The 23,539-nt window shown below is 33.7% G+C and carries 26 protein-coding genes and 1 tRNA gene; 10 read left to right on the forward strand and 17 right to left on the reverse strand.

The features are described 5' to 3' along the window. Window positions 1-175 precede the first annotated feature (175 nt). From kdsA to QYS47_RS08495, 7 genes are all read left to right on the forward strand, one after another. On the forward strand, window positions 176-964 hold the full coding sequence (kdsA, locus tag QYS47_RS08465) for a 3-deoxy-8-phosphooctulonate synthase (protein ID WP_322348373.1): 789 nt from the start codon (window positions 176-178) through the stop codon (window positions 962-964). Next, window positions 961-1,902 carry a KpsF/GutQ family sugar-phosphate isomerase gene (locus tag QYS47_RS08470; protein WP_322348374.1) on the forward strand — a complete coding sequence of 314 codons (942 nt, stop codon included), beginning with the start codon at window positions 961-963 and terminating at the stop codon, window positions 1,900-1,902. Before kdsA ends, QYS47_RS08470 begins: the two co-directional genes overlap by 4 nt. A 159-nt stretch (window positions 1,903-2,061) precedes the next feature. After that, a complete protein-coding gene (fbaA, locus tag QYS47_RS08475) occupies window positions 2,062-3,123 on the forward strand; it encodes a class II fructose-bisphosphate aldolase (RefSeq protein WP_322348375.1) in 1,062 nt (353 codons plus the stop codon). Window positions 3,124-3,310: 187 nt separating this feature from the next. Next, window positions 3,311-4,831 (forward strand): alpha-amylase family glycosyl hydrolase, encoded by a 1,521-nt coding sequence (locus QYS47_RS08480; RefSeq protein ID WP_322348376.1) that lies wholly within the window; start codon window positions 3,311-3,313, stop codon window positions 4,829-4,831. Next, entirely contained in the window at window positions 4,828-5,220 is a 393-nt protein-coding gene (locus QYS47_RS08485) for an acyl-CoA thioesterase (RefSeq protein WP_322348377.1), read from the forward strand. The genes QYS47_RS08480 and QYS47_RS08485 overlap by 4 nt, the downstream gene beginning before the upstream one ends. A 63-nt stretch (window positions 5,221-5,283) precedes the next feature. Further along, window positions 5,284-6,051 carry a peroxide stress protein YaaA gene (gene yaaA, locus QYS47_RS08490; RefSeq protein ID WP_322348378.1) on the forward strand — a complete coding sequence of 256 codons (768 nt, stop codon included), beginning with the start codon at window positions 5,284-5,286 and terminating at the stop codon, window positions 6,049-6,051. A 110-nt stretch (window positions 6,052-6,161) separates the two neighbouring features. Continuing rightward, window positions 6,162-7,460, forward strand: a complete 1,299-nt coding sequence (locus QYS47_RS08495; protein ID WP_322348379.1) for an amidohydrolase — start codon at window positions 6,162-6,164, stop codon at window positions 7,458-7,460. A 40-nt stretch (window positions 7,461-7,500) separates the two neighbouring features. On the opposite strand, the gene QYS47_RS08500 is transcribed toward QYS47_RS08495, so the two are convergent. The 7 genes from QYS47_RS08500 to QYS47_RS08530 all read right to left on the reverse strand — a co-directional run bounded on the left by QYS47_RS08500 (window position 7,501) and on the right by QYS47_RS08530 (window position 13,520). Then, complete coding sequence (locus QYS47_RS08500) at window positions 7,501-8,601, reverse strand: alanine racemase (protein WP_322348380.1); 1,101 nt, start codon at window positions 8,599-8,601, stop codon at window positions 7,501-7,503. Window positions 8,602-8,608: 7 nt separating this feature from the next. Beyond that, window positions 8,609-9,358 (reverse strand): GIN domain-containing protein, encoded by a 750-nt coding sequence (locus tag QYS47_RS08505; RefSeq protein ID WP_322348381.1) that lies wholly within the window; start codon window positions 9,356-9,358, stop codon window positions 8,609-8,611. Beyond that, window positions 9,346-10,431, reverse strand: a complete 1,086-nt coding sequence (locus QYS47_RS08510; protein ID WP_322348382.1) for an acyloxyacyl hydrolase — start codon at window positions 10,429-10,431, stop codon at window positions 9,346-9,348. Before QYS47_RS08510 ends, QYS47_RS08505 begins: the two co-directional genes overlap by 13 nt. A 12-nt stretch (window positions 10,432-10,443) precedes the next feature. Then, window positions 10,444-11,238, reverse strand: a complete 795-nt coding sequence (locus tag QYS47_RS08515) for a thymidylate synthase (protein WP_308356955.1) — start codon at window positions 11,236-11,238, stop codon at window positions 10,444-10,446. 53 nt (window positions 11,239-11,291) lie between these two features. Further along, a complete protein-coding gene (locus QYS47_RS08520; RefSeq protein WP_308356954.1) occupies window positions 11,292-11,537 on the reverse strand; it encodes a hypothetical protein in 246 nt (81 codons plus the stop codon). A gap of 5 nt (window positions 11,538-11,542) precedes the next feature. Beyond that, window positions 11,543-12,742: an acetyl-CoA C-acyltransferase gene (locus QYS47_RS08525; protein ID WP_322348400.1), complete on the reverse strand. Its 1,200-nt coding sequence runs from the start codon at window positions 12,740-12,742 to the stop codon at window positions 11,543-11,545. Between the two features lie 112 nt (window positions 12,743-12,854). Further along, window positions 12,855-13,520, reverse strand: a complete 666-nt coding sequence (locus QYS47_RS08530; protein ID WP_322348383.1) for an ABC transporter ATP-binding protein — start codon at window positions 13,518-13,520, stop codon at window positions 12,855-12,857. 204 nt (window positions 13,521-13,724) lie between these two features. On the opposite strand from QYS47_RS08530, the gene sucC reads away from it, so the two are divergent. The 3 genes from sucC to QYS47_RS08545 all read left to right on the forward strand — a co-directional run bounded on the left by sucC (window position 13,725) and on the right by QYS47_RS08545 (window position 15,960). Continuing rightward, window positions 13,725-14,936: an ADP-forming succinate--CoA ligase subunit beta gene (sucC, locus tag QYS47_RS08535; RefSeq protein ID WP_308356952.1), complete on the forward strand. Its 1,212-nt coding sequence runs from the start codon at window positions 13,725-13,727 to the stop codon at window positions 14,934-14,936. Between the two features lie 68 nt (window positions 14,937-15,004). After that, a tRNA-Arg gene (locus QYS47_RS08540) sits at window positions 15,005-15,078 on the forward strand. Window positions 15,079-15,603: 525 nt separating this feature from the next. Then, window positions 15,604-15,960, forward strand: coding sequence for a cyclic nucleotide-binding domain-containing protein (locus QYS47_RS08545; RefSeq protein WP_302126047.1), 357 nt, complete (start codon window positions 15,604-15,606; stop codon window positions 15,958-15,960). A gap of 617 nt (window positions 15,961-16,577) precedes the next feature. Here the strand turns inward: QYS47_RS08545 and QYS47_RS08550 are convergent. The 10 genes from QYS47_RS08550 to QYS47_RS08595 all read right to left on the reverse strand — a co-directional run bounded on the left by QYS47_RS08550 (window position 16,578) and on the right by QYS47_RS08595 (window position 23,525). Beyond that, entirely contained in the window at window positions 16,578-16,802 is a 225-nt protein-coding gene (locus QYS47_RS08550; protein ID WP_302126045.1) for a cyclic nucleotide-binding domain-containing protein, read from the reverse strand. 47 nt (window positions 16,803-16,849) lie between these two features. After that, window positions 16,850-17,113, reverse strand: a complete 264-nt coding sequence (locus tag QYS47_RS08555; RefSeq protein WP_322348384.1) for a hypothetical protein — start codon at window positions 17,111-17,113, stop codon at window positions 16,850-16,852. A gap of 50 nt (window positions 17,114-17,163) precedes the next feature. Beyond that, on the reverse strand, window positions 17,164-17,625 hold the full coding sequence (locus QYS47_RS08560) for a nucleoside deaminase (protein ID WP_322348385.1): 462 nt from the start codon (window positions 17,623-17,625) through the stop codon (window positions 17,164-17,166). 159 nt (window positions 17,626-17,784) lie between these two features. Beyond that, window positions 17,785-18,063: a hypothetical protein gene (locus tag QYS47_RS08565; protein ID WP_322348386.1), complete on the reverse strand. Its 279-nt coding sequence runs from the start codon at window positions 18,061-18,063 to the stop codon at window positions 17,785-17,787. 6 nt (window positions 18,064-18,069) lie between these two features. Further along, the gene (locus tag QYS47_RS08570; RefSeq protein ID WP_322348387.1) at window positions 18,070-19,557 is read right to left on the reverse strand and encodes a serine hydrolase domain-containing protein; all 1,488 of its coding nucleotides are present in this window, start codon (window positions 19,555-19,557) and stop codon (window positions 18,070-18,072) included. A gap of 21 nt (window positions 19,558-19,578) precedes the next feature. After that, window positions 19,579-20,490, reverse strand: coding sequence for an alpha/beta fold hydrolase (locus QYS47_RS08575; protein ID WP_322348388.1), 912 nt, complete (start codon window positions 20,488-20,490; stop codon window positions 19,579-19,581). 66 nt (window positions 20,491-20,556) lie between these two features. Beyond that, entirely contained in the window at window positions 20,557-21,117 is a 561-nt protein-coding gene (locus tag QYS47_RS08580; RefSeq protein WP_322348389.1) for a Crp/Fnr family transcriptional regulator, read from the reverse strand. Window positions 21,118-21,283: 166 nt separating this feature from the next. Next, window positions 21,284-22,021: a DUF2268 domain-containing putative Zn-dependent protease gene (locus QYS47_RS08585; RefSeq protein WP_322348390.1), complete on the reverse strand. Its 738-nt coding sequence runs from the start codon at window positions 22,019-22,021 to the stop codon at window positions 21,284-21,286. A gap of 67 nt (window positions 22,022-22,088) precedes the next feature. Then, entirely contained in the window at window positions 22,089-22,556 is a 468-nt protein-coding gene (locus QYS47_RS08590) for a nuclear transport factor 2 family protein (RefSeq protein ID WP_322348391.1), read from the reverse strand. A gap of 30 nt (window positions 22,557-22,586) precedes the next feature. Then, window positions 22,587-23,525, reverse strand: coding sequence for an MBL fold metallo-hydrolase (locus QYS47_RS08595; protein WP_322348392.1), 939 nt, complete (start codon window positions 23,523-23,525; stop codon window positions 22,587-22,589). Between the last annotated feature and the right edge of the window lie 14 nt (window positions 23,526-23,539).

Consider the following 23,539-nt stretch of genomic DNA (forward strand, 5'->3'; position numbering starts at 1 on the left):
AAAATCATTTAATATGCTTTTTTAAAGGATTTCAGATCTGTATACAGTGGCTAATATTAGTTCTAGCAAAATAGATTTAGGAAACAAAATCATTTATTTCTGTTTTGAAATTTAAATTAGCAACTTTGTCACAGATTAATAATACATATCATTATAATAGAGTTGATTTAATAAGATGTCACAAAATTTATATCATAAATTATCTTCTGAGAAGCCTTTTTTTATAGTAGGTCCGTGCGTAATGGAAAGTATGGATTTATTGCATACAGTTGCCAAGGAAATAGTTACCCTTAAAAAGGAGTTTGATGTTGAAATCATTTTTAAATCTTCTTTCGATAAGGCAAATAGAACTTCAGCATCAGCTAAAAGAGGTCCTGGATTAGAAGAGGGAAGAGAATGGCTGCAGGAAATTAAGTCAACTTATGATCTTCCAGTTACTACAGATGTGCATGAGTCAAATCAGCCTAAATTATTAGAAGATGTGGTTGATATTATGCAGATACCTGCTTTTCTATGCCGTCAAACAGATTTATTGTTAGCAGCTGCTGAAACGGGTAAGATTGTAAATATTAAAAAAGCGCAATTTTTATCAGGTGAAGATATGTATTATCCTGCTCAAAAGGTGGTTCAGGCGGGGAATAAGCAAGTTATGTTGACTGAGCGTGGCAATATGTTTGGGTATAATAATTTAATAGTAGATTTCCGGAATATTCCAGACATGCTTGAGCACGGGTTTCCTGTAATTATGGATTGTACGCACTCTGTGCAACGCCCAGGTGGGGCAGGAGGAAAGACGGGAGGCAATAGAGAATTTGTACCTGGTATGGCAATGGCAGCGAAAGCTTTTGGGGCTAATGGTTATTTTCTGGAAACTCATCCTAATCCTGATGAAGCATGGAGTGATGGACCTAATCAGGTATTTTTAAAGGATTTAAAAGCATTAATAAAATCAATAATTCAATGAGTCGGATTTTAGATTCTGCTAAAGAAACAATTGCTATTGAAGCTAAATCAGTAAAAGATTTAGAAAGCTTACTGACAGATGATTTTGAAAAGGCTGTGAATGCCATTATGGATAGTAAAGGTAAGCTGATTGTAACGGGTATGGGTAAATCCGGAATAATTGGAAGAAAATTAGCGGCTACATTTTCAAGCACAGGCACACCTAGTTTCTTTTTGCATCCAGGGGAGGCTTATCATGGCGATTTAGGTCTGATACAACAAAATGATATTGTACTTGCAATCTCTAACTCAGGTGAAACCGATGAATTGCTTAAAATATTGCCTTTTTTCCTTAGAAACGGGAATAAGATAATCGGAATGAGTGGAAATCCCGCTTCAACATTAGCTAAGAATACTCATTTTCATTTGAATGTACATGTAGAGGAAGAGGCTTGTCCCCTTGATTTGGCACCCACTTCCTCAACCACAGCTACTTTGGTAATGGGGGATGCATTGGCTGTTGCCTTAATGCGTGAACGAGATTTTCAACCTGAGCATTTCGCTTTATTTCATCCTGGGGGTTCTTTGGGAAGAAGATTATTAATGCGAGTGAAAGATGTGATGAGGTCTACAGAATTGCCAGTTATTGCATCTGATAGTAAAATGGAGGAGGTTATTCAAGCCATGTCTGCAGGAAGGTTGGGTATTGCCATAATTGAAGATCAAGCTAAATTATCAGGAGTAATAACAGATGGTGATTTAAGACGAGGAATGAAAAATAATAAAGCTAATTTCATGGACCTTCAAGCCAAAGATATTATGACTAATTCTCCTAAATTCATTGATAAAGAAATGAAACTAAAGGAGGCTGAATTGATGATGATGGAACATAAAATTAACACTTTACTAGTGGCTGAGGATCAGAAATGCATTGGTGTATTACAGCTTTACGATCTGTAGTTGTAATTTTTAAAATATTAATGAAGTAGTATTTTAAATTATATGTTGATTAGCTCAACATACATTAAATAACATTATCTCTTATTCCCTTTTATATTTCTTTCATTATTGTCATTTTTGAGTTCTTAAACGAAACGTAATTCATTAAAATATAAAAACATGGCTAAAGCAGGAGTATTATCCGGAGACGAAATGATGAATCTTCTTCATCATGCAAAAGAAAATAAATATGCATTACCGGCAGTAAACGTAATTGGTAACAATTCAATTAATTCAGTTTTAGAAACTGCTAGAGATGTAAATTCACCAGTTTTCATTCAATTCTCTAATGGAGGAGCTGCTTTTAATGCAGGGAAAGGATTATCTAATGATGGACAAAAAGCCGCTATAGCTGGGGCTATTGCAGGCGCTCATCATGTTCATTTAATGTCAAAAGAATATGGCGTTCCTGTAATTTTGCATACTGACCACTGTGCTAAGAAATTATTGCCATGGATTGATGGATTATTAGAAGCAGGTAAAGAATTTTACAAAACACATGGTAAGCCATTGTTCAGCTCACATATGATCGATTTATCTGAGGAGCCTTTAGAAGAAAATATCGAAATCTGTAAGAAGTACTTAAAGCCAATGGCTGAAATGGGTATGCATCTTGAGATTGAACTAGGTATCACTGGTGGTGAAGAAGATGGTGTTGACAATACTGGAGTTGATAGTAGTAGATTATATACTCAGCCAGAAGAAGTGGCTTATGCATATGAGCAATTAAAAGAGGTGAGTGATAATTTCACTATTGCGGCATCATTCGGAAATGTTCATGGTGTATATAAACCAGGAAATGTTGAGCTACGTCCTGACATCTTAAAAAACTCACAAGATCATATTCAGAAAAAGCATGATACAGCAGAAAAGCCAGTATTATTTGTATTCCATGGTGGATCAGGTTCTGAGCCAGAGAAAATCGAGGAGGCAATTGGATATGGAGCTGTGAAAATGAATATCGATACAGATATGCAATGGGCTTTCTGGAATGGTGTACATGGCTATTATAAAGAGCATAAAGATAGATTGCAACAACAGATTGGTACTTCTGATGATCCAGATTTACCAAATAAGAAGTTTTATGATCCAAGAGCTTGGTTAAGAAAAGGTGAGCAGAGCATGGTAGAACGTTTAAAACAAGCTTTTAAAGAATTAAACTGTATTAATAGACTGGCTTAAAAAGTCATGAAATTCTAAGTATTAAAGCACAGGTATAATTGCCTGTGCTTTTTTTTGCTTTATAATTAAGCTATATTTTCTTTTTAGTACTTTTAAGTTTATTGTATTCATATTCCAGATGAAAATAAATTTTGTTCTATTATGCTTTCACACAGTATTCATTCTGTCAGCTTGTAATTCCTTAGAAATGAAAAATAATGATGAATCAATTATTAATTCTGAATTCCCTGAAGGTGTTGCATATGAAATTTTTATTCAATCATGGGCTGATGGAAATGGTGATGGAATTGGTGATTTTAGAGGTGCAATACAAAAATTAGATTATTTGCAGGATTTAGGTGTGTCTGCTGTTTGGCTAATGCCTATCATGCCTTCACCTTCTTACCATAAATATGATGTAACCGATTATAAAGCCATCCATCCTGATTATGGAACAATGGATGATTTTAAAACCTTTTTAAAAGAGGCTCATAATCGAAATATCAAGGTGATTATTGACATGATCATCAACCATACTTCTTCTGAACATCCTTGGTTTAAGGAAGCTGTTAAGGGCAGAAATAATCCCTATCGTGATTACTATATCTGGGCAGATATAGATAGTGTAGCAGATAAAATATCAAAAAAAGAGGTCACACAAGATTCGGATAATATTACGCAATGGCATGCTGTAAATAATGATAGAAATGAGCAGCATTATTATGGTTTTTTCTGGGGAGGAATGCCGGACTTAAATTTTGATAATCCGAAAGTCAGAAAGGAAATTTATGATATTGGGAAATACTGGCTAAACGAAATTGGTGTTGATGGATTTAGATTAGATGCTGCAAAACACATTTTCCCTGATGAAAGAATTAAAGACTCTTATTTGTTTTGGCAGGAGTATAAAAGGGAAATGCAAAAAGTAAAAGATGATGTGTATTTGGTAGGAGAGGTATGGGCACCTGCTTCTGTTGGAAAAGAATTTGCTAAAGGTCTACCTGCATTATTTAATTTTGATTTGGCTGGAAGTATACAGCAATCTATCCTTCAAGAAAGAAATATTGCCAGTACCATCAGTGGCCCTTCTTGGGAAAACCTTGATAAAGAAGACATCATAAGTAGATTAATCAAACAAAGAAAGCTTTATAAAGATGCATCAAATGATTATAAAGATGCGATTTTTCTAACCAATCATGATCAAAATAGAATCATGAGTAATCTGAATGGTGATCTAAAGAAGGCAAAATTAGCGGCCTCCATTCTTTTAACTTTAGCCGGAACGCCATATATCTATTATGGTGAAGAAATAGGTATGTTGGGTAAAAAGCCGGATCCAAATATACGAGAACCATTCTTATGGGATACTAAAGAATTGGATACTTTTAGAACAAACTGGATCGAAGCAGTATTCACGAAAGATGGTAAAGTTCAATCTCTTCGAGAGCAAAAAGATAATCCTCTGTCATTATATCATCATTATAGGAATTTGATTCATTTCAGAAATCAATACATTGCTTTATCAAAAGGAAATATTGAATCTATAAAAAATTCAAACCCATATTTAGTAGTCTATCGTAGAGTATATCAAAATGAGCTGTTAAATGTTGTGCATAATTTATCTTCACAATCTCAATTGTTGGATACTATTCCTAAGGAGATAATTTATGGAGGAAATAGCATCATTAATAATACAATAAATCCATTCAGTACAATTATTTATAAATGAGTAGATTTCAATTAAATATTAACCCCAAAAGTACAGATTTTGACGAATTAGGGCATATCAATAATGTAGTGTATTTACAATGGGTTCAGGATGTGGCAGAGGCACATTGGAAGAATATTTCAGGAACGGATGATGATCAAATTAATCTATGGGTAGCATTGAGACACGAAATAGATTACAAAAAAGAAATTAAGCCTAATGAAAAAGTGGTAGCTGAAACGTGGGTAGCTTCAATGGAAGGAGTGAAATCTGAAAGAATGACAAGAATTTTTAATCCTGATAATAACCAAACTAAAGCAGAGGCGAGAACATTTTGGTGTTTATTAGATGCTAAAACTAAAAGGCCCAAAAGGATACCAGAAGATATGAAAAGTTTGTATGAGAGTTAGAATTAAGTTCCTCTGTAACATTTTCAAAATTGATAAGTTAGAAGTATAAAATAAGTAAAAGCTATGATTGCAATATTATCTCCAGCTAAAAGTCTGGATTTTGAGAAACAATTTGAGATTAGAAGTACCCAAACTAGATTTGATAAAGAGACCCATCAATTAATAGAAGTTCTTAAAGATAAATCGGAAGAAGAGGTTGGTGAATTAATGAGCATAAGTGATAAATTAGCTCAGTTAAATGTTGAGCGTTATGATAACTTTAAAAAGAAGACTCCTAAGCATGCTAAGCAAGCAATTTTAGCTTTCCAAGGTGATGTTTACCAAGGCTTAGAGGCTGAGGAATTCACACAAGAAGAGCATGACTATGCTCAGCAACATATTCGCATTTTGTCTGGTTTATATGGCCTGTTAAGACCATTAGATTTAATTCAACCCTACAGATTGGAAATGGGTACTAAACTAGAAACCGATAAGGGTAATAATCTTTATGAGTTTTGGGATGACAAAATAACAGATTTGTTAAAGGAGGATATTAAATCTCAAGGTGATAATATCTTGATTAATCTCGCTTCAAATGAATACTTCAAATCTGTAAATAAAAAAGAATTAAAAAAGGATTTTAAAATTGTGGATGTTGAGTTCAAAGACTTTAAAAATGGCAAGTATAAAATTATATCCTTTTTTGCTAAAAAGGCCAGAGGCTTAATGGCAAGATTCATTGTGAAAAATAAAATCGAATCTATTGAAGATTTGAAAGGCTTTGATTTAGATGGTTATTCTTATGATCCAAATGATTCAAGTGAAACTAAATTAGCTTTTAAAAGAGGGTAAAATCATCTTATAGGCTAAGATTATTTAAAAGGATAGTGTTGAATTCAAAAACGCTATCCTTTTTATTTTTATATTGTAATTCATTAATTCTAATTACTAATTATAAAACTATGAAAAAGAATTTTACAATATTATTGGTGTTCATTCTTATTCCAATTATTGGCTTTGCCCAAGATATAAATCAAATCGCCCTCGAAAAAGCTGAGGAGATAGAAGAAAAAGTAATTGAGTGGAGAAGATATTTTCATCAGAATCCAGAATTGTCAAATCGTGAATATGAAACGGCTAAAAAAATAGCCAAGCACCTTGAAGATTTGGGCCTTGAAGTAGAAACAGGCATAGCTCATACTGGTGTTGTGGGTTTATTAAAAGGTGGGAAGTCAGGACCTGTTGTGGGATTAAGAGCTGATATTGATGCCTTGCCAGTTACAGAGAGAAATGATTTACCATTTAAGTCTGAAGTAGTAACAGAATATAATGGAAAAGAAACTGGAGTTATGCATGCCTGCGGACATGATACACATATTGCCATTATGATGGGGGTTGCTGAAGTTTTTAGTGAAATTAAAGACGAGATTCCAGGAACAATAAAATTCATTTTCCAACCAGCGGAAGAGGGTGTGCCTGCTGGCGAAAGAGGAGGTGCAAAAATGATGGTGGAAGAGGGTGTTTTGAAAAACCCTGATGTTGAGGCCATTTTTGGTCTGCATATAAATGCGGGTACTCCAGTTGGACATATCAAGTACAAGTCTGAAGGAATAATGGCTGCATCAGATAGATTTACCATTAAAGTAAAAGGAAAACAAGCGCATGGGTCAACACCATGGGCCAGTATAGATCCGATCGCGGTTTCTGCTAGAATTATCAATGGATTGCAATATATTATCTCTAGAAATTCTGAATTGACCAATGAAGCAGCAGTTATCACGGTTGGAATTATGCAGGGGGGTGTTCGTTACAATATTATTCCTGAAGAAGCTTATTTGGAAGGAACCATTCGCACACTGGATGCGGATATGAAAAAAATGATCCATGAAAAAATTAGAATTACAGCACAAAAAATTGCTGAGATTGAAGGGGCTACCGTTGAAGTAGAAATCATTGAAAATGCACCTTTAACCTATAATGATCCTGAACTAACTCGAAAAATGGCTGCATCATTAGAAAAAACAGTAGGTGCAGAAAAACTTCATATTATGAAAGCAATTACAGGAGCTGAAGATTTCTCTTACTTTCAAAATGAAATTCCCGGTTTGTATTTCTTTATTGGGGGGCAGCCAAATGAGCAAGCAGAAGGACAAGCTTTAGGTGGTCATCATACTCCAGATTTTTATATTGACGAAAGTGGTTTGATAACGGGAGTGAAAGCTTTTGTTAACCTTACTTTAGATTATATGAATAATAACTAGATTAAAAATAGTATTGAGTCTTTGATAAGGCTCAATACTTTTAAGCTTGTCGATACTGAAACATATTAATAATTTCTCCTTCTAAAGTAGTATATTGACTCATAAGGTTTGCGGTTAGACAGGAGTGAATGGGTAAAACGTATACAATATCACCAATATTGAATTCATCAAACTTTTCATCATCAACATGCATCGTTCCGTGTTCTTGCGACAGTTTTTTCATGTAGCAATTCTTAATAGGGGAGCCCCATCTTTCATCTTCTTTTTTGGAAATTAAACCGTAAATGGTTCTGCCATTTTGTTCAATTCTATCTTTAGATAAATGAATAGCTCCACCGTAAAGGATTATCTCGTTTCGATCTTTATGTTTGGCTACAACAGGACAAGCTAACGCTACAGCAATATCATTATAACTACATGATCCGATTTCAGCCTGCATGACATCATAAAAGACAAAATTCCCAGGACGCATTTCATCAATATGGTCAAAGTCACTGCATATACTACAGCTAGGAGTGTCTCCGTTCGAAATAATCAGTTCAGGATATTGTTTTTTGAAATGATCTTTTAAATCGATCATCAACTGTGAGGTTTCTTGATGTATTTTATTTATTTCTTCTTTTCCCTTTGCTTGATAGGAATGCCCTGCATGTTGAATGAAACCAACAAAATTCACCAATTCATTCTTTTCAATTTCATTAATAATGGATTGGATTTCTTCAAATTTTTGAGCCTGAACGCCTGTCCTATGATAACCCGCATCAATTTTTATAAATATTTTAAGTGGATGTCTTATTTCTTTGTTTAGCCATTGAACTGTTTCAACTGACTCAACACAGATATTTAAGGTGATTTCTTTTGCCAGATAATTCACCGTGTCAATTTCTAATAGGTTGAGTGGAAAAGCTACAGTGATATCTTTCCAGCCTGATTTATGGAAATATTTCGCCATTTCTAATGAAGAAACAGCACAGGAATCAATGCCACATTCTTTAAACCACTCGCCAATTTCATGCGATTGATGCGTTTTAAAATGCGGCCTTAATTTACAATTGAATTCTTTGGCACGATCCACCATATTTTCAATGTTTTTTCGGCATTTGCCTTTATCTAATAATAGGGTTGGTTTCGTGATCTTCATATTGGCTTTATTCTATTTGGATTAATTCACCCCCATTGCTAACTTCTACATTAAGACTAGGATTTCCTACATACAATATTCTTCCAGCATTTTCAATAGAACCAGTTATAGAGTTTTTTGCATTTACTATTATATCATTATAACCTCTATGTAGAATTTTAGCATTATCCACTACTAGCTTTTCACAATTATATTTTCCATCATTGAAATAGGCATTAATTCGTAAATTCGAACTATTCCCTGATATCATATAGTTAGCAGAAGAATTACTTGATAATACTGTATTGGTATTATTGACTTTCAAATTTATATCGTTAACTGCATCTTCAGTACGTATTGAAATAGATTTAAAAAGGGTGTCATTTGCAAAAATATTTCCATTACTTAACGATAATATATTTAAGCTTTCTTTATTGGTAAACCATTTTAGCTTAGGCTTTTTGAAATCTCTGGTCCATCCACATGAATTATAATTGAAGAAGCTAATAGAGTCATTTTCAAATTCATATTGAATTTCAGGAATTAAATTTTCACCATAAGTCAATTCAAAATATTCATTTTCTGCATCTACTATTTCTAGTTCAATATCGTTATACAAGACTAACTGATTAAAAGATTCTAAATCTGTTATGTTTATGGTAGTTTCTTTTCCTGCTGATTGAAAACAATCAGGGGCATTAGTTGAATTGCAACCCAAAAATGATATGCTTATAATGAGAAGAAAGAAGCAATATTTAATTCTTTTTAAAATCTCCATCCTATTCCAAATTCAGATTGTTCTGCAGTTGCAGCATGCGTTTTTAAAGATGCTATAGCCATTAAATGATCATGGAACTGATACCTTAATCCATATCTTTGATATACAGGCATGTTTATAGCACTAGGATCATAAATATAAACCCCCAATTGAGTGATGAATCCTAATTTCCCAAACTTTAATTCATGCCCAATTAAAAGTGCGACTCTCCTAAAATCTTTTATTTCTTCATCATTATTTAATCTAAACCAATTCTGCTGAATTTGACTTTTTAAGGAAAGATTATGAGAGTAATCTAAACCAATTCCAATATCACTTTTTTTATTTATATATTTCTGACCAAATAGGATAGCGTTAAAAAATGGTCTAGGTTCCCTAACCTGTAGAGTTTTTGTATTGTAACCACCACTAAAGGCAAAATATATTTGATAGGGGATTTCTTCAACCAGTTTTATATCTTCATTTTTTTCTTCAACTCTGCTGATAATTTTATACGACATCCCTAAATTAGCTGTCACTATATTAATACCTCTATTAGGTGCTCTTTGAGCGCCATTACTAGCGTGTGTAACATTTAAGTTTGGAGTCAGATTAATTTTATCATTTATATTAATCTCATAAGTCAACCTTGTTTGTAACAAAATAGTGATAGGGGTTGAGATCATATTATTCTGGTTATTAGTTTCCCTATCATAAGGGTTAGTAGAATAGACTAAACCAGTCCCAATGCGAAAATATAAAGCCGTGTTTTCTTTTCTACTTATTGGGAGATCCATATTAGCAGCCCCAACTATCAAATGACCTAATTTTGGATTTCTTAGGTTGTAATAAGATAGACCATAGTTTACAATTGGCTTATTGTAAAGGCTTTCCCATTCTCTTCTGCCATTTAATCTTTGTTGAAAACTCAATTCAATTCCACTTGGATTCGAAACTGCCAAATGAGAAACATATTGATTATGTTTTAAAATAAACCCTTTAATAATTTGCCCATTCAAATACCAGTCGTATTTCTGGGCATGAGCTGAAAGACTTATTATTATAAATAATAAGATTGCTAAAAATCTCTTCAACACTATGATAATTTAAACTGCAACAGCTGCTTTAATATGTGGGTGATATTGATAATCTACCAACTCGAAATCTTCAAATTTGAAGTCGAAGATATTCTTGACTTCAGGGTTAATTTTCATTTTTGGTAGTGGGTAGGGCTCTCTTGATAGTTGAAGATGAGTTTGGTCTAAATGGTTAGAATATAAATGAGCATCTCCTAATGTATGAACAAATTCACCTGGCTCAAGATCACAAACTTGTGCAACCATCATAGTTAATAGTGCATAAGATGCGATATTGAATGGGACACCTAAAAATACGTCAGCTGATCTTTGATACAATTGACAACTTAATTTTCCATCCGCTACATAAAATTGGAAAAATGCATGACAAGGAGGGAGTGCCATATTAGGAACATCTGCAACATTCCAAGCACTTACCATAATTCTTCTAGAATCAGGGTTGTTTTTAATTTGATCAATTATTTGACTGATCTGGTCAATATGTTTTCCATCAGGTGTTGGCCAGTTTCTCCATTGAGAACCATAAACTGGACCTAATTCACCATTTTCATCTGCCCATTCATCCCATATTGAAACGCCATTCTCTTTTAGGTACTTGATGTTAGTTTCACCTTTTAAAAACCATAGTAACTCATGAATGATCGACCTTAAATGCAACTTTTTTGTAGTAACAACAGGAAAGCCTTCTGATAAATCAAATCTCATCTGATAACCGAAAACACTAAGGGTTCCAGTTCCTGTTCTATCTCCTTTTTCAGTGCCATTATCTAAAATGTGCTGCATTAAATCGTGATACTGCTTCATACTATTGTAATTAAAAGACGCTAATAATTCTTAAAGATAATAAATGATAAAAACTATCTATAAAACATCATGTAATATAATACAAAATGAGATATGGTAACTAGGATTAACCTGGCGAATTCCACTCTATTTCTTTCTGATTTTTCAGTTCTGGTATACAGATAGTAAAATACTGCAAAGTAGGGGATAGGTAAACCAATGAAGGCAAGTTCAGAAATTGGAATCCTACCCATTATGATAATAACGGCAGGAATCCAATATATAAATGATGAATACCTTTTAGCACTTTCTAAATTCATTCAAATTATAGTTTTTCGTAAATGATTGCGGCACCTTGCCCAACTCCAACACACATGGTAGCTAAACCATATTTCACATTTTCTCTTTTTTGCATTTCATGTAATAAAGTAGCTGAAATTCTAGTGCCACTAGCTCCTAAAGGGTGACCAATCGCAATTGAACCACCGTTTACATTTATAATGTCAGGGTTTAAATCTAAATCCTGAATGCAGGCTATCGATTGAGAGGCGAAAGCTTCATTTAATTCAATTAAATCTAAATCATTTACAGATAATCCAGCTCTCTTCAAAGCTTTTTTTGTAGCAGGAACTGGACCTATTCCCATAGTTTCAGGTCCTACACCAGCAATCGCCATGCTAACCACTCTAGCCATTGGTTTTAAATTGAATTTTTTAAGGGTTTCTTCATTTACAATTAAAGATGCGGCAGAACCATCATTAACCCCACTTGCATTCCCTGCAGTTACTGTCCCATCTTTTTTGAAGGCAGGTTTTAAAGTGCTTAATTTTTCAATAGATGATAATCTAGGATGTTCATCTTTATCAAAAATAATATCGTCAGCTTTTCTTTGAGGTACATTAACGGGCACTATTTCGTTACTAAATTTACCTGCTTTATGAGCTGCATCGTATTTTACTTGTGAATTATGAGCAAATTCATCCTGACTCTCTCTACTGATCTTCCATTGTTCAGCAACATTTTCAGCAGTTTCGCCCATCGCAAATGGATAATGCATATCTGCTAATTTTGGATTTATAAATCTCCAACCAATTGTAGTGTCATATATTTCTGGTTTTCTAGAATAAGCAGTTTCAGCTTTTGCCATAACAAAAGGAGCTCTTGTCATACTTTCAACACCTCCGGCAATAAAGGCTTCGCCATCACCTAACATAGTAGCTCTACTGGCATCCATTATGGATTGTAGGCCAGAGGCGCATAATCTGTTTACCGTAACTCCACCCACCTCTATGGGTAATCCAGCCATAAGGCCAGCCATTCTTGCTACATTTCGGTTATCTTCTCCCGCTTGATTAGCAGCTCCAAAAATCACATCTTCTAATAATGATTTGTCTAAATTGGGCTGTCTTTCTAATAAACTTTTGATAATATGAGCTGCCAAATCATCTGGCCTTACGCTACTTAAGGTCCCACCAAATTTTCCGACAGGTGTTCTTGCTATGTCTACAATATAAGCTGTTTTAATCATTTCCTTTTTTTTATTCGAAATTAATCTTTTTGATTTTTAGCTGAAAGTCTTAACTCAAAATGTTAATATTGATTATCTATAGATAATAATAAAAACTCAATTGATTTGTTTAATTCAATTTATCAAGTTTCCCATCTCTCATTTCATGTCTCTCATCTGATATGGCCGCTAGATCTTTATTATGAGTTACGATTACAAAAGCTTGTCCAAATTCATCCCTTAATTTTAAAAATAAGGAATGGAGTTCTTCCGCATTTTTTGAATCTAAATTACCGCTGGGCTCATCTGCAAAGACTATGGATGGGTTGTTCATAAGAGCTCTAGCAACAGCTACTCTTTGTTGCTCTCCACCACTTAATTGACCGGGTTTATGTTCTGCCCTGTTATCAATACTTAGAACTTTCATCAGTTCTTGTGCTCTTATTTGAGATTCCTTTTGATCTCTCTTAGAAATGTAGGCAGGAATTAATATATTTTCTTCTGCCGTAAACTCTGGAAGTAGATTATGGAATTGAAAAATAAAACCAATTGCATTATTTCTAAAGTTGGATAGCCTGCTTCCATTAAGTTTACTAATATCTTTATTGTCGAATATTAATTCACCATTATCAGCTTGATCCAACGTTCCTAAAATATGTAATAAAGTACTTTTTCCGGCACCGCTCGGTCCTACAATAGCACTTATTTTTGCCTTTTCTAATTGAAAGTCAATGCCATCTAAGACTTTCAGATCTCCATAATTTTTTTGAATGTTTTTAGCAATTAATAAGCTCATGCCTCAAAGATAATGAAAACAGTATATCTGAAATATGAAAGTTGAATTATCTTAAGTATTGGCGATAGAATTCAAAATATGCATCTTCAAAATCTTTATAAACTTCAATAATTCAAAGTATTTGCAAATTTGTAATTTGTAAATTACTGTTGAGGTTGAATAATAATATTTAATGCCGTACATTCGCAGAAAAATTATCCAAGAATGAACATACACGAATATCAAGCCAAAGGAATACTTGAAAAGTACGGAGTAACCATTCAAAAAGGAATTGTTGCCGATACACCGGAAGATGCTACAGCTGCAGCTAAGAAATTAAACTCAGAAACAGGTACTGAGTGGTATGTGATAAAAGCACAAATTCATGCTGGAGGTAGAGGTAAAGGAAAAGTAAAAGAAACTGATTCAAACGGAGTTGTATTGGCAAAAAGCTTAGATGAGGTAGCACCAAAGTCTCAAGCTATTTTAGGGGGTACATTAGTTACTCACCAAACTGGTGAAGAAGGTAAAGTTGTTAATAAAATATTAGTAGCACAAGACGTTTACTATCCAGGAGAAAGTGAGCCAAAAGAATATTATTTAGGTATTCTTTTAGATAGAGCCAAAGGATGCAATGTTATCATGGCCTCTACTGAAGGGGGTATGGATATAGAGGATGTTGCTGAGAATACTCCAGAGAAAATCATTAAGGAGTGGATTGATCCACGTGTTGGTTTACAAGGATTTCAAGCAAGAAAAGTTGCTTTTAAGTTAGGGTTAGAGGGTGAAGCTTTCAAAAATATGGTGAAGTTTATCTTTTCACTTTATGAAGCGTATGATGCAACGGATTCATCAATGTTCGAGATTAACCCAGTATTAAAAACATCAGATAATAAAATTTTAGCAGTTGATGCTAAGGTTAATTTAGATGATTCAGCTTTATATCGTCATAAAGATTTAGCTGAAATGAGAGATAAGACGGAAGAAGATCCTGCAGAAGTTGAAGCAGCTGAATCTGGCTTGAACTACGTAAAACTTGACGGAAACGTAGGTTGTATGGTGAATGGTGCTGGTTTAGCGATGGCCACTATGGATATCATAAAATTATCAGGAGGCGACCCTGCTAATTTCTTGGATGTAGGAGGTAGCGCAAATGCAGAAACTGTAGAAGCGGGTTTCAGAATCATTTTAAAAGATCCTAAAGTAGAAGCTATCTTAATCAATATCTTTGGTGGTATTGTGAGATGTGACAGAGTTGCAAAGGGTGTTGTTGAAGCCTACAAAAACATAGGAGATATTAATGTGCCTATTATTGTTCGTTTACAAGGAACGAACGCTGAAGAAGGTGCTAAAATCATAGAAGAGTCAGGCTTAAAAGTAACTTCTGCTATCGTATTGAAAGATGCAGCAGAAAGAGTAAAAGAAGCTTTAGCTTAATATAAAGATAAATTATATTTGAGCAGCTGATCTTCAGGTCAGCTGCTTTTATTTTTTCAACCCAATATGCACCTGTAGCTCAACTGGATAGAGTATCGGATTTCGGCTCCGAGGGTTGGGGGTTCGACTCCCTCCAGGTGTACTACTCATGACTTCAAAGGTCGATAAAACCTCTCAATTCGCAATTGAGAGGTTTTTTATGTTCAAAATCTCCATAGTATCACAAAATATTTAGACTATTTTCTGACTTTGTACTTATTTATTACGAGTACATTTATCGTTCTACCTAGATATGAAATTTCTAAATTATTTTTGATTAAAACTGACCTTTGACTATCGAAAGAAAACAGCAATACCCAGACTCTATTTGCATAATCAGGTAAATGACTTCCCTAAATTTAGATGAATAATTCTGTACTCACCCTACCTTTCTCAGATACATTTATAAAGTAAACGATTCAATTGTTATTTATGCTCTTAAAAAACCTAGTTTAGAAATAGAAGAAACAGAATGATAATAGATTTAAAAATCTGAGAGTAGAATTAAAATCTCCCTATGAACTCTTATATTCCATTAAAAGATATCTGAATGAAATTCGGATGAAGATATGGTCAAAATTCATTAATTTTTATTGTTTTAAATAGTTTGTACTAATCCTTTTTAGCGATGCAAACCTACTACAAACTTCTGCTTCAAAATATTCAAGAACTCGTTCCAATTAAGCAGGAGGATATCTGCTTGATAAAAGAAGCCTTTAAACCCGTATATCTTAAAAAAAAGGATTTTTACCTTCGAAAACACGATAGGTCTAACTATATGAATTTTGTAGCTGATAGCTGTTTAGAAGTCTATTCTATAGGAGAGAATGATATGGAGCATATTCTCAAGTGTGGAATTGAGGGGTTTATGACAAATCATTATTCAAATTCCTTTACATTTGAACCTTATGAATGGGGTTTATATTATAAGCTTAATCAGTGTTTTTTTATTCCTACTTCTTACTTCTTTTTTAACCTTACATAGGTCAAAAAACAGAATTGATAACATTTTATTCGCTTATTTTATCAATACGCATACTTGATTTTGGTTACACATATTTTATTAATTGCAGGGGATGGTTAATCGTTTTTTTTGGTTGGCTCTCATTTTTCAGAGCTTATTTCTTTTTATAGAATTTTTCAGTTCTTGCGTTTTTGTTATTGAAAGAAAAACACAGAAAGCAAATAATTAAGATGCTTAAGTGGTATTTAAAGAATAAAAATTTATTTAGTATTGATGTCATTTGTTTAATATTGTAATCATTTTGTTAACCAGCTATTTGACTAAAGTTCACATGTTCTTTTTCCCAATTCCAGATGGACATGCCAAAGTTTCTGGAATCTTCAACAACTTTCATTTGTACCTAATTTATTATTTCAATAACTATTTTACCGTTTAAATTGTCTTTGCCTAGGGAACATCTGCCTATTCTAAAATACTCGAGCTATTTGAGTTTAATTTCCAATTTAGCTTTTGGGTTAGTAATTCTCTAAAATGAATAGCATCCTCAATATTTGTATTGGTTTTTAAGTTATATGTTTTTAATAACATATCTTTTTTTGCAAAGATGAGTATAGTTTTTTTTAAAAAATTGATTGAAATCAAGACTTTTTAAGGCTTGAAAGTGTTTCTGGAGTCATTATTAGGTAAGAAGCAAAGTATTTATTGGGTGTTTCTTGAAACACCTGTTGGCTTATTTGTAACACTCCATTATAATGTTCCTTTGGAGAAGCAAATAAAAGATCTTTTTCACGCTCTATTTGTTGTATAACAAGTTGTTGCATTATGATTTTCCAAAACTCTTTTAAATTCTTGTTTTGATTCATAAGATTCTAAAAGCGCTGTTTTGATATAACTTTTAATCGAGTCTTTTTTATAGCTTGAATATTAACTCAGATGGTTTTTCTTTAAAAAAACTATCAAGAGCAGTACTGAAATTGTTTTTGTAACCGAAGCGGATTATATGTTCCTGTCCATTATCAATTATTGAAATTTTCAAACTCCAAGAGATTACAAAGTACAGATTTGTTTCAACTGTTTGAGCTTTTTTAAGAAAGCCATTTCTGTTTAGAATGATAAAGGCATTCCATAAGTTTTGATTTTCAATTTGCTTGTATAATTCATTATTGATATCCATTATTAATCAAAATGTTGGGATGTTTGGGTATTAATAAACTTATCTTGATATTAATCAGCATGCAAAATTGAAACCTCTTCTTCCAACAAAGGACCTATCACTTCAAGTTTTCTACCTCCTCTTTCTAATAATTCTCTTGTTGGCATTTCAAATACCCAATTCAGATTATCTCTGCCAACAATTTCATAATATTTCACCTTACTTAGTCCATAAATAAGTTTTCCAATTCCACTCCAATAAATAGCTGAAGTGCACATAGGACAAGGTTCATCACTGGTATAGATGGAACAATTTTTTAGATATGAGTAATCAAATTTCTTATAGGCATCTCTTATTAAATTGACTTCTGCATGTGCAAGACAATCGTTATCTGTATTAATTGTATTTTTTCCTTTTAAAAGAACTTCCCCGTTTTTATTTACTAAAACACAACCAAATGGCAAATTACCTTCTTTCTTCGATTCTTTTGCTAATTCAATTGCCATTCTAATAAATTCTTGATGATTTTTCATGTCACTTAACCTTTTGATGTTATTTGTAGAATACTCTATGCTTAATAATATTTTTTATATCTCAGTTATTTTATGCTCAATATTTACACCGAAAGCTCAAATTATTCTTTTTCAGTTGCCAATATTTCTCGATTGCTTTCAATAGTTGGATATCAAAGCTCAACTAAAACGATTTGCAGAACTCATATAGTTTACCATGCGAGTTATAGCCCTGAAAAGTGTATTGCCATCGAGTATAATAATTATTGGATATCCTTTATGTGATGCCGCTTGGGTAGTGTAAGATTCAGGAATGCTAATCCCAAATTCTCTCGCTTCATTCAAGATATTAGAAAGCGATTTATGTTTTGTTCCGATTGTTTTTTGTTCAAGGCTTTGTGATTTTACTTGGTAATTAACAATCAGAAAAAAAAGTACGATAAAAACATGATTCTTCATTTGCTATTATTTAAGACTTGTAAATTTTAGATAAGGAGGTTCAGTTGATGTCTTATGAAGATTAGGTCCTCTGTAATACATTACTTTTCCAGTAATTGACACCTCATTTAGACTAATTTCAGAATAAAGTATACCGTCAGGATGAATTAAAGCGTATTTATTTTTTCTATTCAAATAAATGAGCTTAAATATTTCTTGATTTTGAGTATCTGGATCAATCACCAGCCTATCATTTTCTCCATCCAACACAATATATCCATCCCTTCTAATCCATTCTCCCCTAACATCTTCATCTATTTCTAGTTTAAAAATACCTTTTGGCTGTTGTTGAGGAGCTGGATCTGTTAAAAAAGGAATAGCGAGTGTATGTGCAGTTTCTTCAATAGCCCAAAGTCTAAAAGCATTGGTCATTAATGCAATTGATAGGTTACTGTCTGGAAAAACGCTTACAATATTGCGTGCTCCCTCAGCCGAACCGTCTTGTTCAAAAACTTTTCGATCATCCATGTCCCAATTTTTGTCCCAACCAATAGTTTCCCTAATCGTATCTCCAGAATTTAGTTTTTGTATTTCAAAAACCGTATGTAATTCTTCTTTTTTAATAAAACCATTAGTATATGAATTTGCTAATTTTAATAAATCTGTTGGCGTAGAGATAATTCCAGCTCCAGCCCAACTGTAACTATAATCTTTAAGCGTGTCTATTTGCGTTAAGTACCCTTTGTTTATGTCTTCCTCATTTAATTTGAATAAACCAGTCATTTGTTCAGATCTATTTTTTAAATCTTCTATACTAGTAGAGTTCATTGATAAAGGAGAGAATATGTCTTGATTTAATACATCTATAAAGCTTTGGTTAGAAACCTTCTCTAAAACTTTTGAAAGCAGCGTATAACTATGTATGCTATATTTGTATTTTTCTCCGGGTTTGTGTGCTAATGGCACGTGGGAGAAAACACTGAGGGCCTCATCAACACTGTAATAGTTCGATTGCATAAATTTATCCTGCTCCGTATAATTATCCATTCCAGACAAGCCTGAAGCCAATTGTTTGATGGTAAATGCATACTTTTTGTGAGGATAGTCTGGTAGAATTGTATGCAGCGTGTCATCAAAACTTATTTTCCCTTGTTCAATCAGTTTAGCTAGAGAAGTAATAGTAATAAGTCGGGACAAACTACCGGCCCTAAATTGAGTTTCTGGAGTAACTGATTGCTTCGTTCTCAGATTAGTATAGCCAAACCCTTTAGAATAAATTATTTTGGAATTGCTGCTAAGAGCTAACGAAATGCCTGGTGGCATAGCAGGCTGTTTTATTAGTTCATTCATCATGTAAGTGATAAGATTTAATGCCTCCTTGTTCTCTGATTCTTTAGCTTTGGATGCTTCTTTATTTTCGCTCAGTTCTGAAGTTTTTACTGAACAACTCGAAATAGCAAGAAGCAGAAAAAAGGTTGTAAATATCGTTTTAGAAGGAATACCCAACTGTTTCATATTTTAAAAGAGGTTTAAAAATTATTTACTCATAAAATCAGCAATTGCTTTAATTGATTCTATTGCTTTTTCTTCCTGCACAAAATGACCACACTCAAACTCCTTGGTTTCTGCATTAGTAAGTCGGTCTTGCCATTTCTTCAAATATTTCATGGAGATAAAATCATCCTTTATACCCCAAAGAATTAACCATTCTTTGTTTGACAACTGGTCTAACTGTTCCCACTGATTTTGATACCAACCCGAAGAACCTACCAAGGTTTTGGCGAGATTTAATAAAGGAACTCTAGAGCGTTTGGTAGGGAATGGTTTGATATACTGAGCGTGCAACTGTTTCGATAGATACTTTTTGTTAGCAAAACCTTTTTTAAGAAGTACTTTAGGTGAAAAATTCATCGTTAGATACAAAAACCTACCTAAGCCTGAATTGACAATCTTGTCTATTTTTTTGGCTTCTTTCTGTTGATCCGTAGCCCAAAGCCAAGAATTAAATAATATTATTCTTTTAATTCTGTCAGAATTTGCAATGCCTGCTCCCAATCCTATTGGCCCGCCAAAATCATGGACGACCAATGTGATATCTTGCAGATCTAGTTTGTTAATAACTTCACTAAGGTTGTTGGCATGCCATTCAGGAGTACCAGAAACAGAATCTGGTTTTTCCGACAAACCAAACCCTAAATGGTCTATGGCTATACATCGATATTCTTTTGAAAGTTCTTTAATGAAATTCCTGTATAAAAAGGACCATGTGGGTGTACCATGAACAAACAGGATTATTTCTCCTTTGCCCTCATCGATATAGTGCATATTGCCGGCTTCTATTCGAAGGTATTTATTTTCAAATGGATAGAGTGTAGCGTCAATCCATGTCTGTGAATAGGATACTGATGTCATTATTGTAAATAGTAAGATGGTTAGTAACTGTTTCATTGGTTTCTGAATTTGAAATAAAGATCAGTCGTCTATACCAATTTAATTTTGGTATAAACCAACATTCTAAATCTTTATGCTATTGTATAACTTGCTGAAGTTGGTAGAGTCGATTCTTAAATAAGAAGCCAAATCTTTATGGGAAACCTGTCCAAATAAATGCGGGCTTCTTTCGGAGAAGGAATTAAACCGTTCCTTAATATCATATGCCATGAGCTCATAATGGCGCTGCACCATTCCAATTAAAACAAATTCCGTAGCCTTTCTAAATAGGGTTTCTATTTCCCGATATTCGTTTAAAAGCTGTAGATGTTTTTCATAGGAAACCCGAAGAAAAGAACTTTCAGTAATCGTTTCTAAAAAATACTTTGAAGGTGTTTGAGTAAGAAATGATTCGGGTATACCAATAAAAGAGGAAGGATAGGTAAAAGCAATGATATGCTGACGATCATCCTTCAAATAATATGATTTTTGAATGCCTTCAATTACAAAATACATATATCGTTCGGTCTCACCCGGTGCAGTCATAATCGTCTTTTTAGGGGCATCATATTCAGTCCAATATGAAAGATATTTATCCAGAATGTCATGTTTTATGGAGTGGAATTTATTTAAAAAGTCTTTCATATTTATCGTATCTGATTTTTAATCTTATGAAGGTAATTAGCATGCCTACAGCCTAACATTGATTTTACAATTATTTATTTTTCCGAAACCTATATGAACTGCTAAATTGATGCAAAGTGACTGCTCAATTGATAATGAAAATCAAATATATTAGGTCTATAGTCAACTAATAGCCAGCTAATTTGATTATTTCAATAGGTGATAGCTTACTTAATTCTAAAATGTTCTTGCCTGATTCATTCATAATTTTTCTAACCAAGAAGTTACCACTACGATAGCCAATTGATGTTCTGCCATCAGGATGCTCAAACATCCATATTTGGTAGTTTGCATGTTTAGGTAATGCCATAATTTCTTTGATCCAAGAATCTCCATCCGTGCCTTCTGGCATATGGTTTTCTTCAAAAATGGCACCAGTATATTCTTCAGCAAATACTTCAGCTAAACCTTCATTGACTATAGCTATGGTAATGCCAGGACCAAACTTATTATCTTGAATAGCCCATCCTCTCGAAAGGTGATGAAATTCATGGTATAGAGTAGATTTCAAGCCTATTTCAACCGCTGAAGACAAGCCCCCATCAAAAGTATTAGAAATTTGAATGGCCACAACTGCGGGTGAATTGGATTCCGTTCTGCCAGTGACACCACCAACATTATTTAAATTCCAATCTACAATTTCTACAATAAGCTGAATGTCATTAGGCACATTGGGTAGTAGAGCTTTTACCTCCATATAGGCACTAGAGATATTCTCTTCAATTGTTTGCTTTTCAATTTGTGAAAATTGAGTTGTTGTTTCCTGGAATACTACATCTAATCCTGCTTTGTTAGATTTGTCAGAGTTGCAAGAACCCAAGATAAATAAGGGAATTGCCAGTAGAGTGATTTTAAGAATATTCATTTTATGATTTTCAAGGGAGACTGCTTAGATACTTAAATGTTACATATTGTATTAGAATTTCTGCTTACTACCAGTATTCTATTATGCGTGGAATTTTACCATTTTTGAACTCAAAGAGCGTCATCTGTAATTCGCTTTTTACTACAACATCATTCTTTTTCTCGAGAAAGCGCTTTTGTACTGTGGCTGCGTTTACACCTAGTATTGTGTTTTCTATCTTGTAACCTACTATTCTGCCATCATAATTGCCTTGCTCAAGATTCCAGAAAGCACTTTTATATAGGCTTTCACGAGTATATTGGCTATCAAATCTTGTGTGAGTATAGGTGAAATCGGCTGTAAATAGAGCAAATGCCTGATCGATTTCGGAGATAGTAGAGCCTGCCTGAAACAATTGTGTATGCAAGGCATAATACTTGTCCAAAATGCTTTGTAGTGAATTTTGATGAGTTATAGTTTTTTCTTGCGCACTTAATGGTATTATTGAGGTAATATATAAACCTAGCCTTAGGAATTGTATTGAGATTTTTAACATAATGAATTCGTTTAAGGTGAGTGAAGCTCTTTATATTTTGGACTTTTGATAGAGCAAGGCTAGTAAATGGTCAATTTCGACATCGAAATGTGGATAGGCCTCAACATAGCGCGCTGGTAAATTCCTTTTAATAATAGTAAGGCTTATATCTTTATCTATGCCTTCGCTATGATGCATTTCTAACTGTTCCCAAACATAGCTGAGGAAGGCCAAATCTCGCTTAACAGAGACTATGGATGTAGCTTGGCCATGACCTATTAAGATAATTGCAGGATTTAGTGTAATTACCTTTTCCAAAGTAGCTAGTAAAACAGGTATTTCGGTTTGGTCGGTAACGATAGGCATCCAATCAGAGCTTAAGATGTCTCCAGCGACCATGATACGCTTCTTTGGGAACCATAGCATCAGATCAGAATCAGCATGGGCTCCTTCAGTTAAAATGAATTCTACTTTGAATTCTCCCAGCTTCAATTTCTTTTCTTTTGACATCAATTTGTTAGGATACAGCAGTTGCGTATTAGCTGTTGCGCTATTGGTCAGCTTTGAAAAAAAGGCCACATCTGATTCACCATATTTCTTCATTTCTTCAAATGCCTGCTTAGCAGTAATTATTTGATCTACCTCTGATGAGAAGGCTGCATTACCAAGCCAATGATCTGCATGGCTGTGTGAGTTTATGATCCATTTTACCGGCAAGTCGGTAACTGTTGTAATTAAAGCTTTGATCTGAACTCCAATCTCCTGTGAAGCCCCAGTATCAAAAAGCAAAACACCTTCTTCGGTTATGATGAAATGCATATTGGAATTCCATCCTTTATTTTCTGCGTTGGGTAGACCTTTGGCAGGAGCCACAATACTGTAAACCTGATCAGTAATCTTTGTTAATCTCAGCGTTGAAGATTCATTGCTTCGGGGTGATAGAAAGATCATTATCCAAGGGAAGAAATATGCCAGGATAAGCTTCAACATATAGCTTAGTTTGA

Source organism: Marivirga arenosa (assembly GCF_030503875.2).
GTDB lineage: Bacteria > Bacteroidota > Bacteroidia > Cytophagales > Cyclobacteriaceae > Marivirga > Marivirga arenosa.

Excerpts from the sequence above, each read along its gene's own strand:
- QYS47_RS08560 (WP_322348385.1), bottom strand. The coding sequence starts at position 17,625 with ATGAAAAATCATCAAGAATTTATTAGAATGGCAATTGAATTAGCAAAA.
- QYS47_RS08570 (WP_322348387.1), bottom strand. The coding sequence starts at position 19,557 with ATGAAACAGTTGGGTATTCCTTCTAAAACGATATTTACAACCTTTTTT.
- QYS47_RS08495 (WP_322348379.1), top strand. The coding sequence starts at position 6,162 with ATGAAAAAGAATTTTACAATATTATTGGTGTTCATTCTTATTCCAATT.
- QYS47_RS08515 (WP_308356955.1), bottom strand. The coding sequence starts at position 11,238 with ATGAAGCAGTATCACGATTTAATGCAGCACATTTTAGATAATGGCACT.
- QYS47_RS08480 (WP_322348376.1), top strand. The coding sequence starts at position 3,311 with ATGAAAAATAATGATGAATCAATTATTAATTCTGAATTCCCTGAAGGT.
- QYS47_RS08500 (WP_322348380.1), bottom strand. The coding sequence starts at position 8,601 with ATGAAGATCACGAAACCAACCCTATTATTAGATAAAGGCAAATGCCGA.
- QYS47_RS08530 (WP_322348383.1), bottom strand. The coding sequence starts at position 13,520 with ATGAGCTTATTAATTGCTAAAAACATTCAAAAAAATTATGGAGATCTG.
- sucC (WP_308356952.1), top strand. The coding sequence starts at position 13,725 with ATGAACATACACGAATATCAAGCCAAAGGAATACTTGAAAAGTACGGA.
- QYS47_RS08520 (WP_308356954.1), bottom strand. The coding sequence starts at position 11,537 with ATGAATTTAGAAAGTGCTAAAAGGTATTCATCATTTATATATTGGATT.
- QYS47_RS08565 (WP_322348386.1), bottom strand. The coding sequence starts at position 18,063 with ATGAAGAATCATGTTTTTATCGTACTTTTTTTTCTGATTGTTAATTAC.
- QYS47_RS08590 (WP_322348391.1), bottom strand. The coding sequence starts at position 22,556 with ATGTTAAAAATCTCAATACAATTCCTAAGGCTAGGTTTATATATTACC.
- QYS47_RS08550 (WP_302126045.1), bottom strand. The coding sequence starts at position 16,802 with ATGAATCAAAACAAGAATTTAAAAGAGTTTTGGAAAATCATAATGCAA.
- QYS47_RS08485 (WP_322348377.1), top strand. The coding sequence starts at position 4,828 with ATGAGTAGATTTCAATTAAATATTAACCCCAAAAGTACAGATTTTGAC.
- QYS47_RS08585 (WP_322348390.1), bottom strand. The coding sequence starts at position 22,021 with ATGAATATTCTTAAAATCACTCTACTGGCAATTCCCTTATTTATCTTG.
- QYS47_RS08580 (WP_322348389.1), bottom strand. The coding sequence starts at position 21,117 with ATGAAAGACTTTTTAAATAAATTCCACTCCATAAAACATGACATTCTG.
- QYS47_RS08505 (WP_322348381.1), bottom strand. The coding sequence starts at position 9,358 with ATGGAGATTTTAAAAAGAATTAAATATTGCTTCTTTCTTCTCATTATA.
- yaaA (WP_322348378.1), top strand. The coding sequence starts at position 5,284 with ATGATTGCAATATTATCTCCAGCTAAAAGTCTGGATTTTGAGAAACAA.
- QYS47_RS08595 (WP_322348392.1), bottom strand. The coding sequence starts at position 23,525 with ATGTTGAAGCTTATCCTGGCATATTTCTTCCCTTGGATAATGATCTTT.
- fbaA (WP_322348375.1), top strand. The coding sequence starts at position 2,062 with ATGGCTAAAGCAGGAGTATTATCCGGAGACGAAATGATGAATCTTCTT.
- QYS47_RS08470 (WP_322348374.1), top strand. The coding sequence starts at position 961 with ATGAGTCGGATTTTAGATTCTGCTAAAGAAACAATTGCTATTGAAGCT.
- kdsA (WP_322348373.1), top strand. The coding sequence starts at position 176 with ATGTCACAAAATTTATATCATAAATTATCTTCTGAGAAGCCTTTTTTT.
- QYS47_RS08575 (WP_322348388.1), bottom strand. The coding sequence starts at position 20,490 with ATGAAACAGTTACTAACCATCTTACTATTTACAATAATGACATCAGTA.
- QYS47_RS08555 (WP_322348384.1), bottom strand. The coding sequence starts at position 17,113 with ATGGATATCAATAATGAATTATACAAGCAAATTGAAAATCAAAACTTA.
- QYS47_RS08545 (WP_302126047.1), top strand. The coding sequence starts at position 15,604 with ATGCAAACCTACTACAAACTTCTGCTTCAAAATATTCAAGAACTCGTT.